General features: G+C 64.8%; 10 protein-coding genes. 3 read left to right on the forward strand and 7 right to left on the reverse strand.

The window, feature by feature from the left end:
• Positions 1 to 1,265: porin (locus IL54_RS03180; RefSeq protein WP_076605539.1), on the forward strand; the 1,265-nt coding region annotated here is incomplete at its 5' end.
• 24 nt (positions 1,266 to 1,289) lie between these two features.
• On the opposite strand, the gene IL54_RS03185 is transcribed toward IL54_RS03180, so the two are convergent.
• The 5 genes from IL54_RS03185 to IL54_RS03205 form a co-directional block, all read right to left on the reverse strand.
• The gene (locus IL54_RS03185; protein ID WP_037473199.1) at positions 1,290 to 1,553 is read right to left on the reverse strand and encodes a hypothetical protein; all 264 of its coding nucleotides are present in this window, start codon (positions 1,551 to 1,553) and stop codon (positions 1,290 to 1,292) included.
• A gap of 41 nt (positions 1,554 to 1,594) precedes the next feature.
• The gene (locus IL54_RS03190; RefSeq protein ID WP_052027535.1) at positions 1,595 to 2,281 is read right to left on the reverse strand and encodes a DUF4197 domain-containing protein; all 687 of its coding nucleotides are present in this window, start codon (positions 2,279 to 2,281) and stop codon (positions 1,595 to 1,597) included.
• A gap of 62 nt (positions 2,282 to 2,343) precedes the next feature.
• Positions 2,344 to 3,429 (reverse strand): NAD(P)-dependent alcohol dehydrogenase, encoded by a 1,086-nt coding sequence (locus tag IL54_RS03195; protein WP_052027536.1) that lies wholly within the window; start codon positions 3,427 to 3,429, stop codon positions 2,344 to 2,346.
• A 2-nt stretch (positions 3,430 to 3,431) separates the two neighbouring features.
• Complete coding sequence (locus IL54_RS03200) at positions 3,432 to 6,026, reverse strand: TonB-dependent receptor (protein ID WP_237748770.1); 2,595 nt, start codon at positions 6,024 to 6,026, stop codon at positions 3,432 to 3,434.
• An 81-nt stretch (positions 6,027 to 6,107) separates the two neighbouring features.
• Complete coding sequence (locus IL54_RS03205) at positions 6,108 to 7,037, reverse strand: AraC family transcriptional regulator (protein WP_037473201.1); 930 nt, start codon at positions 7,035 to 7,037, stop codon at positions 6,108 to 6,110.
• A 219-nt stretch (positions 7,038 to 7,256) separates the two neighbouring features.
• Here IL54_RS03205 and IL54_RS03210 point away from each other — a divergent pair, with 219 nt between their 5' ends.
• The gene (locus IL54_RS03210) at positions 7,257 to 8,123 is read left to right on the forward strand and encodes a 2-dehydro-3-deoxygalactonokinase (RefSeq protein WP_037473203.1); all 867 of its coding nucleotides are present in this window, start codon (positions 7,257 to 7,259) and stop codon (positions 8,121 to 8,123) included.
• Positions 8,120 to 8,752 carry a 2-dehydro-3-deoxy-6-phosphogalactonate aldolase gene (locus IL54_RS03215; RefSeq protein ID WP_037473204.1) on the forward strand — a complete coding sequence of 211 codons (633 nt, stop codon included), beginning with the start codon at positions 8,120 to 8,122 and terminating at the stop codon, positions 8,750 to 8,752. Before IL54_RS03210 ends, IL54_RS03215 begins: the two co-directional genes overlap by 4 nt.
• A 12-nt stretch (positions 8,753 to 8,764) precedes the next feature.
• Here the strand turns inward: IL54_RS03215 and IL54_RS03220 are convergent, their stop codons facing one another.
• On the reverse strand, positions 8,765 to 10,132 hold the full coding sequence (locus IL54_RS03220) for an ATP-binding protein (protein ID WP_037473206.1): 1,368 nt from the start codon (positions 10,130 to 10,132) through the stop codon (positions 8,765 to 8,767).
• The gene (locus IL54_RS03225; RefSeq protein ID WP_037473208.1) at positions 10,129 to 10,857 is read right to left on the reverse strand and encodes a response regulator; all 729 of its coding nucleotides are present in this window, start codon (positions 10,855 to 10,857) and stop codon (positions 10,129 to 10,131) included. Before IL54_RS03225 ends, IL54_RS03220 begins: the two co-directional genes overlap by 4 nt.
• Positions 10,858 to 11,088: the final 231 nt, after the last annotated feature.

Below are 11,088 nucleotides of genomic sequence, written 5' to 3' on the forward strand. Positions count from 1 at the left end.
CCCCTGCGCCGGTTCCGACCAACCCTGCACCCGCCCCTGCGCCGCAGATGGCGAGCCTTTCGGCACCCACTCCCGACCCGGTCGATGCCGAACCTGCTCAAGAGCCGAAGAAAGGCTGGTATGATCGCCTGTCGCTGCGCGGCTATACCCAGATGCGCTACAATGCCTTCCTGTCCGGCGACGACAGCGCGCCTGCGGGCACATCCCGCCTGCGGTCGGTCCATGACAGCGGCATTTCCGACAAGGGCGGCTTTACCCTGCGCCGGGTCCGCCTCGTCCTGCAAGGCGATATTTCTGATCGCGTATCGCTCTATCTGCAGCCGGATTTCGCGACCGCCGTCAGCAACCAGAGTGGTGGCGAGCGCCGGGAGAGTTTCGGCCAGTTGCGCGACGCCTATGCCGACATCTTCCTCGACAAGGCCAAGAGCGTCCGGCTGCGGTTCGGTCAATCGAAGGTGCCCTATGGCTGGGAGAATATGCAATCCTCGTCCAACCGCCTGACGCTCGATCGCAGCGACGGTATCAACAGCGCCGTGCCGGGCGAGCGCGACCTGGGCGTCGTGGCCTATTATACGCCGCCATCAGTCCAGAAAATCTGGGACAGGCTAGCCGATGACGGGCAAAAATTGTTCGGCAATTATGGCGCGTTCGGATTGGGCCTGTTCAACGGGCAGGGCATCAACAAGACCGAGCAGAATAAAGACCTGATGAAGGTCGCCTTTGCGACTTGGCCATTCGAACTGGATGGTCTGGGCGACGCCTTTGCAGGCCAGGTGTTCGAAATCGGCGGGTCGGCGATGCTCAACACCATCCAGCCGGAAATCCGCAGCGGCGGCGTCAGCGCTCTCTCCTATGACGATAATCGCGCTGGCATCCACGCCATGCTGTATCCCCAGCCGATCGGCATTCAGGCCGAATGGAATTGGGGCCGCGCGCCGCAATATGATCTGGCCAGCCAGTCGATCCGCGCCAGCAAGCTGAATGGCGGCTATGTCCAGATGATGATGCGCCTGCCGACATCGGACAGTTTCGGCACGCTGATGCCCTATGGCCGCTGGCAACATTATCGCGGCGGCTGGAAAGCCGCGACCAACGCCCCGCGTCTGGAGACGGACGAGTTCGAACTGGGCCTGGAATGGCAGCCATGGAAGGCGCTGGAGATCACCATGGCCTATGCCCGGATGAAGCGCGCCGAAGCCGACGAACGCCGGACCGGCCGCGCCGAAGGCCACCTTATCCGCACCCAGGTGCAGTGGAATTATTGACGCCGGGCGCGCACTGGTCGAACCTTAGTGTGCCTCGCTGCGCATTCGCCCGACCAGCGCTTCGATCTCATTGGGTTCCAGCAGCCAGGTCCGCGTCTTGCGGCCTTCCCGATGGACGGGGTGAGTGAGCAAAACCCGCGCCTGCGTCTGGGCGTGGGGTTTATAGAGCGCGAAATGGGTCGCGCAGTCGCGGATCGTGCCGATCAGTGGCGGCTTGCCGTCGAGGTCGATCATCGTCGCGGGCTGGTCCCAGGGGATGGCGGCGACGCCGGGATATTTCTGTTCCATAGGGGCCGGAACACCACGGCGCGCCGCCAAAATCAAGGGGCTTATCGCAGCAGCGCCATCAGAATCGGGTCGCGCGTGGCGGCGGGGTCGCGCCGTATCTCCGCTTCCTCGCGGCCGATGGCGCGAAAGATGGCGTCGCCGATCTGGCCCGACACATTGTCCGCCAGCGCCGCATAATCCCGGCCGCCTGTGGCAGACAGCGCCGCCGTCAGCATTTCGAACATGTCCGATCGCAGCGCGCGCGACGCGCCGGGCAGCAGGGCTTCGACCACCGAACCGCGTGCTTCGCGCGCCAAAAGGTCGGTCGCCGCCGTCGGCGCGCCACGCAGGACGGACACGGCATCGGCCAGCGTCATGCGCTGCACCGCATCCATCACGATCGGCGCGGCATTGTCGGCCAGATCGACGGCGACATCGTTGAGCGCCATGCCGACCCGATCGCGTACCGCGCGGGTGCGCAGCAGCGCGGACAACACCGCGCCACCCCGGTCCCCGCCCAGATCGGGGGGCGTGATGCGGGTGAGTTGATCGTCGTAAAAGCCGCCCGGTTCGGTCAGGCGCGCAAAGGCGCGCTGGCTCGACAATTGGAGCAGGCGGCGCACCGCTTCCTCCACGGTATAGCGGCCCATCGGAGTCGCGCAGGCGGCAAGCGGCAACAGCGCGATTGTCGCGATCAAGCTGCGCCTGTCACAAAGGCCGGTCGGCGCTGTCCCCAATTTGTCCACCATGATGCGTCTCCCTGTCATTGGGCTGACGCTATGACCCGAACCGCCTTGCCGGTCGCTGAACGTCAGGGATGATCCATCACCACCACCGGTTTGACGACCGCCCCGCTTTCGGACGCGGCGAAGGCAGTGTGCAGATCATCGAAAGCATAGCGCTGGATCAGCTTTTCCAGCGGCAACCGGCCGTCGCGATAATAGCCGATCAGGCGGGGAATGAAGCTCTGCGGGTCGATGCCGCCCTCCACCACGCCGACGATCCGCCGCCCCATGCTCATGATCGCCGAAGGATCGATGGCGCAACCGCCGGGCGGATAGGCACCGACCAGCGCGAGCGTGCCGCGCTGCGCCAGTTTCTCCACGGCTGGACCAAGCAATGCGGGGACGCCGGTCGTATCGACGATATGGTCGAACGCGCCGTCAACAGTGCCAAGGTCATTGCCGGTCTCGGTCGCGCCCACTGCACAGGCGAGGTCAAGACGGCTTGCATGGCGATCGATCACCACGATCCGTCCGGCACCGGCAATCACCGCCGCCATGACGGCGGACAGGCCAACGGCCCCAGCCCCCAGGATCGCGATCGACTGGCCAGGCGCAACCTTGAGCGTTTCCAGCACCGTGCCCGCGCCCGTCTGGATCCCGCAACCCAAAGGGGCGAGGATGTCGAGCGGCAGATCGGGGTCGATCCGCACCACATTGTCGCGATGCGCAAGCGCGTGGGTCGCGAAGGCCGACTGGCCGAAGATGTTGCTGCCGATCCGCTGATCACCGCGCCAGATGCCACCTTCGCCCGCCTTGGTTACCCCCATGAAATTGCGCGGCACGAATTCGACGCAATAGCCTGGCTGGTGATCATGGCAGGCCCCACAGGCGCCGCAGCTATGGAAGCTCAGCAATACATGGTCGCCGACCGCCACATCGTCGATAGCGGACCCAACCGCATTGACCACACCCGCCCCTTCATGCCCCAATATGACCGGGAAGGGCGTGGGCAGCGCGCCATCGCGCATCACCATGTCGGTGTGGCATATGCCACAGGCGTGGAGCCGCACGCGGATTTGGTCGGGACCGGGCGGGTCCATGGCCAGCGTTTCGAAGTGGAAGGGACCGCCCGGTGCTTCCACCACAGCGGCCCTGATCGCGATCCGGCCCATGATCAGAAATCAAAGCCGAAGCGCAGATACCATTCGCGCGGCCGGTTATAGGTGCCAAAGATCGCACCCGCCGCGATGTTGGACCCGCCCGATGTCAGGAAGCGCTTGTCGGTCAGGTTGGTGCCACCCGCCGTTACCGACCATTTGCCATCGGGTTCGCGATAGCTGATCGAGGCGTTGACGATGTCGGTCGATACGCGCTTGAGCAGCAGCGTGCGTTGCGTGTCGTTCCAGGCACTGGAGGTATAGGTCCAGTCGGCCAGCATGACCAGCGACGCGCCATTGCCCAGCTTGGCTTCGTAGCGGGGGCTGAGATTGACCTTCCATTTGGGCGTCTTGGGCAGGGTTTCGCCGACCAACGTCCCGGCCTGGAAGCCATTAGCCCCGCCGACCGCCGCAGCGCCCGCCGATACCGATGTATATTGGGCGTCGATATAGCCGACCGCGCCATTGATGGTCAGGCCATCGACCGGCGCGGCCACCATCTCCAGTTCGAAGCCGCGGATGCGCGCATCGCCTGCATTGGCGATGGTGGGCGAGGTGCCGACCTGGATATTGAGCTGAATATCGCGATATTTGGTCGAGAAGACCGCCGCGTTGAGTTGCAGATGCCGGTCGAGCAGCGTGGACTTGATGCCCGCTTCCCAAGTCGTCGCCTTTTCCTCGTTGAAGTCGGGCGCGACATTGCCCTGTGGGTTGGTCAGGCGCGTGGTCCAGCCGCCGGTCTTATAGCCCTTCGACCAGCTGCCATAAAGCATGACATCGTCGGTGGGATGGATCTGGACGCCGACCTTGGGCGAGAAATCGCTGAATTTCTTGCGATTGACGCCGGGCGTGTTGACGCGGACCGGATTGTTCGGGTCGGGATAGCCCAGGCCCGCTTGGCAGGGGATCGGTGCCAGCGGGAAAGCGCCGCCGGGGAAGACATTGCCATTGGCATCGGCGCAACCGAACAGCTTGTAGTTGAAGCCGTTCAGCTCCTGCTGTCCGCCCTCGAACCGCTTACGTTCATTGGTGTAGCGACCGCCGATGGTGATGCCGATCAGGTCGATCGGGCGATAGTCGATCTGGCCGAAGAAGGCGTAATTCTTGGTCGCCAGTTCATTGGGACCGTCGACCTGCACCAAGCCTTCGGCGAAGGTCACATAGTCGTGCAGGTCACCCGCTTCCTTGAAATAATAGGCGCCCAGAACATAGTTGAGCTTTTCATCCAAGGCGTTGCCGAGCAGCTGGAGTTCCTGGCTGAACTGCCACTGGTTCATGGTGAAGCTCAACTGTACGAAATTGAGCGGCGATCCGTCCGCATCGAGGCCCGCATTCCAGTGCAGCTCGCGATAGGCGGTGATCGATTTGAGCGCGAGATTATCGGCCAGGTCGAAATCGACGATGCTGCTGAGGCCCCAGCTTTCGAGGTTGGAATAGCTGTTGCCGCTGGCATAGCTGCGATCCTTGTCTGCAACAAGATAGCGGCCGTCCCAGGGCAGGCGATCATTGGCGGTATTGCCATCGACATTGGCGCTGGCGACGCTGGCCAGCTGGAATTGCGGATTGAACTGGGTGCCTGCCACACCGCACAAGGCCTGGGCGTTGCGCGCCGCGATCTGCGCCCCTGTGCTGCCGATGCAGAAATTATAGAGGCCAGCGAACAGAAAGCCGGTGGTGCCGGTCGGGTCGAACGCCGTGCCGGGCAGGTTGGTCGTGCCCGCGAAATTGCCGGGCACGAACTCGGTTGTGCCGATCAGCTTGTTCGCCGACGTGCCCTTGTCCTTGCTATAGTCCCCTGCGAAGGTTGCGCGCACCGCGCCGCCATTGTCCCAGCGCAGCTTGCCGCGCAGGTTCCAATTGTCATTGACACCTTCCTTGGCGGCGCTGTCATAACCAGCGGCCGAGAATGCGTCGAAGGAGGGCGTATTGTTCGCCCGCTGGTCGGGATAGGGCAGGCGCTTCAAGAAGCCGTCGCGCGACTTGATGCCGAAGGTGAAAGCGGAACTAAGGCCATCGGTGATCGGCACCGTTACCGACCCGCGCACCTGGAACAGCTTGTAGCTGCCCAGCGTCACATCGCCCTTGGCTTTGAATGCGTCACCCGGATCGGCCGTGACGATCGAGATCGCGCCGCCGATCGTATTGCGCCCGAACAGGGTGCCCTGCGGCCCCTTCAATATTTCCACCCGCTCGACATCGAGCAGATCCTGGTTCGCGCCCACCGTGCGGGCGAGATAGACGCCGTCGAGATAGATGCCGACGCCCGGATCGATGTTGAAGGCGAAATCGTCCGATCCGATGCCGCGAATATAGGCGGCCAGAACGGCGGTGGAACCGGAAAAGGGCGTGCCCGCGTCCAGATTGACGTTGGGGGCTATGGCGGAAAGCTGCGACACGCTGCCGACGGCGCGCTCCTGCAAGGACTCAGCGGTGAAGGCCGAAATGGCGATCGGCACATCCTGCACATTTTCCGCGCGCTTCTGTGCGGTCACAACGATTTCGGCGATCCCGCCCGATTGTTCGGCATCCTGCGCCAACAGCGGCGTGCTGGCCATCGCGCTCGACGCCATCAGCGCCGCGATCATCGACTTGCCCATCTTCAATCCTCCCATAATGGCCCACCTGTTCCGGTGTGTTGTCGGACATCATAGGCGGCGGTCCCCATCGCGTCTTGGATAGGGGCGAACCGGGGATCAGGACAAAAGCGAACCACCCTGCCCGCTGCGCCACTGGCTGGGCGACACGCCGAAATGGCGGCGGAAGCAGCGGGTGAAGAAAGCGGAGTCGCTGAAACCGACATCGAAGGCGACGTCCGTGATCGTCATGCCGTCGTCACGGGCCAGCAAGGCCGCTGCCCGTTCGAGCCGCCGCGTCGTGATGAACGCGGTCGGCGTCAGCCCGACATGGCGAAAGAAACTTTTTTGCACCGCGCGCGGCGACAGATCGAGCGCTTCGCAGATCAGCGCCGTGCCAAGGTCTGGATTGCCCAGATGCTCCAGCGCATAATCGACCGGCGAGCGCGGCATGGCGATCGCCGGTCGATCGAGCACGCTGCGTCGGCAGAGCAGCCGTGCTGCATCGGCCAGCAGCACGCCCGCCTCATCGTCCAGTGCGGCGAGCTGGTCGCGCTGCGACCATAGGCCTTGCAACACATGGGCAAGGAACAGGACATGCGGGTTGGTCGATGGCACCAGACAGCCGTGCCAATCGCGCGCGGCGATTTCGTCGCCCATCATCGACACCGGCACCTGCAGGATCAGGCAGTCGTTGAACTGCGAAATGTCGATGGCATAAGGGTGACGATCATCGGCGATGACGACGTCGCCGACCCGCGCCATGCTGCTGCGGTCGCCATGGATCATCGTCATCGATCCCCGGTGAAGCAAATGCAGCAGCAAGTGCCGCTCTTCGCCTTCCGTCGCGACCCGGCTGACCTGCGCCCGTTCGCTGCGCGCGCGGGCAAAGCCGACACCGCCGAGCGACCAGCGCGCAAGCTCGGCCTTGATCCCTTCGGGTGCATGCGCAGTCATACCGGGAAAGGCCTCCGCCACCACCTCGCGCCAGAAGAGCTGGCGACTTTGCGGCGGCACGAGACGGGTGGAGAAACGCTCGACCGCGCTCATCGACCGGCCATCATGCGGCCATATATATGGTGGGTCATAGCCAACATCCTCTCCCCTTTTCGTCGCGCGCTTATCTTTGCCCGTCGACCGATCTTGCCAATCGTTCCGAAAGTATCCCAGGCATACGGATATGGCAATATGATTGAACGGTCATCCCCTCTGGCTGGACCAGCGACCAACAGCGTTGCCTTTGCGAAGGCCTCGATATACTCGGACAAAATGGGAATGGAGCATTTCATCGCCGTCGATTGGGGCACGACCAATCGCCGCGCCTATCGGATCGAGAATGGCGCAGTGGTCGCGACGCACCGCGATACGCTGGGCGTGACATCGGTGCCGGCTGGCGGCTTTGCGCAGGAAGTCGATCGCCTGCGCGAGCGGCTGGGCGGCGGCCCGCTGTTGCTGGCGGGGATGGTCGGGTCCAATCGCGGCTGGATCGATGCGGGCTATGTGTCGACGCCCGCGACGCTCGATACGCTGGCGGCCGCGATGGCGCATCCCGCGGACGGCGTCATGATCGTGCCCGGTGTGTCGCATGTTGCCGACGGCCGGGGCGACGTGATGCGGGGCGAGGAAGTGCAATTGCTGGGCGCGGTCGCCGCTGGCTTGGTGCCCGCCGATGCGCTGCTGTGCCAGCCCGGCACCCATTGCAAATGGGCGTGGATGCGCGATGGCGCGATCGCCGCCTTCGTCACGGCCATGACCGGCGAGATGTTCGCCCTGCTCAAGGCCCATGCCCTGATCGGACAAGATATGACCGGTCCGGTCATAGCAGGCGAGGCTTTCCTGGCGGGCGTGCGGGAAGCCAAACGCGGGGATATGCTCGCCTCGCTGTTCGCCATCCGTCCGGCGGGCCTGCTTGGCCTGCGCGACCGCGCGGACGCCGCGTCCTTCGCCAGCGGCCTGCTGATCGGCAGTGATTGCGCCGCCCATGCGACCGGCGCCACCGTCCACCTGTTGGCCGACCCGACGCTTGGCGCCCTCTATAGCTGCGCCATCACGGAACTGGGCGGCACGGCCGTCATGGTCGATAGCGAAGCCGCCTTTATCGCGGGCATGACCCGCCTTTGGGAGCAGATTGCATGAGCCTGGATTTCCCCACCGCCTTTACCCGTTGTCCGCTGGTCGCCATTTTGCGCGGCGTGCAGCCAGACGAGGTCGAACCGATCGGCGACGCGCTGGTCGAAGCGGGCTTCACCCTCATCGAAGTGCCGATGAACTCGCCCGACCCGATCGACAGCATCGCCCGGCTGGCGCGCCGGTTCGAGGGACGGGCACTGGTCGGCGCGGGCACGGTGCTGACCGTCGAGCAGGTTGAACAGGTGCGGCAGGCGGGCGGACAGCTTGTCATCTCGCCCAATAGCGATATCGCCGTGATCGCCGCGACCGCGCAGGCGGGCATGATTTCGATGCCGGGCTATTTCACCCCGACCGAAGCCTTTGCCGCGATCGCGGCGGGCGCAACGGCGCTCAAGCTCTTCCCGGCCGAAGCCGCCACCCCTGCCCTGCTCAAGGCGCAGCGCGCGGTCTTGCCGAAGGATATGCCGGTGCTGATCGTCGGCGGCATCAACCCCGGCAATATGGCCCCCTGGGTTCAGGCGGGTGCCAATGGGTTCGGCCTTGGCTCGGCGCTCTACAAGCCGGGCGCGACCGCGGCGCAGGTCGGCGAAGCGGCGCGCGCGTTCATCGCTGGTTGGCAGGCCTTGTCGGCCTAACGCAGCCTTTGCCTACCCCTTCATGTCGATGGTGGCGATCAATCCGCCATCATCGGCGTTGCGCAAGCGCACCGATGCCTCGAAACTCATCGCCAGCGACCGGGCGATGGTGAGGCCGATGCCGGTGCCGTGCCGCCCGCCGGGTTGGCCGCTTGGCCCGCGCGTGAACGGTTCGAACATCTGGTCGAGCTGATCGGGCGCAATGCCCGGTCCCCGGTCGCGCACATGGATCAGCACGCGCCCGCCCGTCCGCGCGCAGCTTATATCGGCGCTGCCGCCATATTTGATCGCATTGTCGACCAGGTTGCCGATGCAGCGGGTCAGCGCATTGGGCTTCACCCGCACCGTACCGCCGCATCCCGTGATGAACCGCACCGGCGCGCCGAGTTCCTGTGCATCCTCGGCCATACTGGCGAGCAGCGAGTCAATGTCGAGTTGCGACCATGGCTCGCGCGCTTCGGTGCTGCTGGCAAGGTCCAGCCCTTCCCGCACCAGCGTCTGCATCGCCTGCAGATCCTGCAGGAGACGCGCGCGCAACTCGCCCTCCTCCATCAACTCCAGCCGCAGCCGCATCCGTGTCATCGGCGTTTGCAGGTCGTGGCTGATTGCGGCGAGCAATTGCGTGCGCTCGGCAAAACCGGCGCGGGCGCGGCGCTGCATCAGGTTGAAGGTGGAAAGCGCGGCGCGCACTTCCTCTGGCCCCCGTTCGGGAATCTCCTCCGGGTCGAGCGATACGGAAAAGGCTTCGGCCGCCCGTTCGAGACGGCGCAACGGTTTGGATACGAAGCGCGCGACAAGGATCGCCAAGCCTGCCGACGCGGCGATGATGACCATCAGGTAGAGCGGATTATAGATGACCCGCAGCGGCTTGGCGAGGCGGGGGAAGGTCAGGGCCAGTGCGCGCCGCTGCCCACTGGTGTCGGTGAAGCGCACGACCCAGCAATCGGGGCGCGGCGCGTCGACCAGCCCGGCCGCGCGCTCGGTCGTCCGGGCGAAATCGGGGAAGCAAAGGCCGAGCGGCACCTGACCCGCTTCGGGCAGCGAACGCGGGCCAAGGCGGTCGGCCAGCGTCGCCTGCAGGTCGGCGTCCGGCTCGTTGATCGCGACGCCGGCCGGGGCGGGCGATGCGCCAATGATGCTATGCGTCGCCATCATCGCCTCGATCCGCGCGGGATCACGGCGTAAGCGGTCGGCAATGTCCATCGCGCTCGCCACCACGCGCTGACGCCGCACCCGTTCGAAATCATGCCGCCGCGTCTGTTCGGCGACCATCAGCGCGATGATCGCGGCGACCGACATGCCGATCGTCAGGATCACGAAAATCTGGCCGGTCATGGACCGGAAGAAGACCGGCACGCGGGAAAGCGATCGACGGATCATGAATAATCGACCGCGCTGGCCAGCACATAGCCCTCGCCACGCACGGTCAGGATCAATTCGCTACCCCCCGGCAGCACCGCCAGTTTCTGCCGCAACCGGCTGATCTGCAGGTCGATCGTCCGGTCAAAGGCAGCAGTCGCGCGTCGTTCGGGCAGCAAGGCCTCGCGCGCCAGAACTACGTTCGGTTCCTCGATGAAGCGGCAGAGTAAACGATACTCGGCCGACGACAGCATCACCAATCGCTCGTCGGGCGCGACCAGCCGCCGTTGTACCAGGTCCAGCCGCCACGGGCCGAAATGGGCGTAGCGCATCGCTTCGGCCGGTGCCACAGGTTCGCTCCGCCCGCGCCGCAGCAGGTTCCGGATGCGCACCAGCAATTCGCGCGGTTCGAACGGCTTGGTCAGATAATCGTCGGCGCCGAGTTCCAGCCCCAGCACCCGGTCGATCGCACTGCCGCGCGCGGTCACCATGATGATCTGCACGGCAGACCCCTCGGCCCGCAACTCCCGGCACAGCGACAAGCCGTCACCATCGGGCAGGTTGAGGTCCAGCACGATGAGGTCGATCGTCTCCTCGCGCAGCGTCTGGCGCAGTTCGGTCAGGCTGCCGACACCCAGCAGCCGGTAATTTTCCTGCCGTAACTGCCCGATGATGAGGTCGCGAATATCGGCATCGTCATCGACCACCAGCACCGTGGCGGCAGGAGGAAGGGAAGGGTCGATCATGCGGTCTTCTATCGTGCGTACCTGCAAAAGTCTGCGCTTCTCCGCACCCTGCTACAGGCTGATACAAAGCGTTACGCGGCGGCGAGGCGATGCGACAGGCCGACCATAAGTCGCTCTACCATGTGACAGGCAAAAGCGTCAGGACGAGAGCGTCGGCACCCCCTAGCCGACGCCAAGCGGAGTCCTCGCGACGTCAGCGGACCATGTCCGTCCGGCGCACGATCCCTCCCC

The organism is Sphingobium sp. ba1, from assembly GCF_000743655.1.
GTDB lineage: Bacteria > Pseudomonadota > Alphaproteobacteria > Sphingomonadales > Sphingomonadaceae > Sphingobium.

Coding starts and splice junctions, on each gene's coding strand:
- IL54_RS03185 (WP_037473199.1), bottom strand. CDS start 1,553: ATGGAACAGAAATATCCCGGCGTCGCCGCCATCCCCTGGGACCAGCCC.
- IL54_RS03190 (WP_052027535.1), bottom strand. CDS start 2,281: ATGGTGGACAAATTGGGGACAGCGCCGACCGGCCTTTGTGACAGGCGC.
- IL54_RS03195 (WP_052027536.1), bottom strand. CDS start 3,429: ATGGGCCGGATCGCGATCAGGGCCGCTGTGGTGGAAGCACCGGGCGGT.
- IL54_RS03200 (WP_237748770.1), bottom strand. CDS start 6,026: ATGGGAGGATTGAAGATGGGCAAGTCGATGATCGCGGCGCTGATGGCG.
- IL54_RS03205 (WP_037473201.1), bottom strand. CDS start 7,037: ATGAGCGCGGTCGAGCGTTTCTCCACCCGTCTCGTGCCGCCGCAAAGT.
- IL54_RS03210 (WP_037473203.1), top strand. CDS start 7,257: ATGGGAATGGAGCATTTCATCGCCGTCGATTGGGGCACGACCAATCGC.
- IL54_RS03215 (WP_037473204.1), top strand. CDS start 8,120: ATGAGCCTGGATTTCCCCACCGCCTTTACCCGTTGTCCGCTGGTCGCC.
- IL54_RS03220 (WP_037473206.1), bottom strand. CDS start 10,132: ATGATCCGTCGATCGCTTTCCCGCGTGCCGGTCTTCTTCCGGTCCATG.
- IL54_RS03225 (WP_037473208.1), bottom strand. CDS start 10,857: ATGATCGACCCTTCCCTTCCTCCTGCCGCCACGGTGCTGGTGGTCGAT.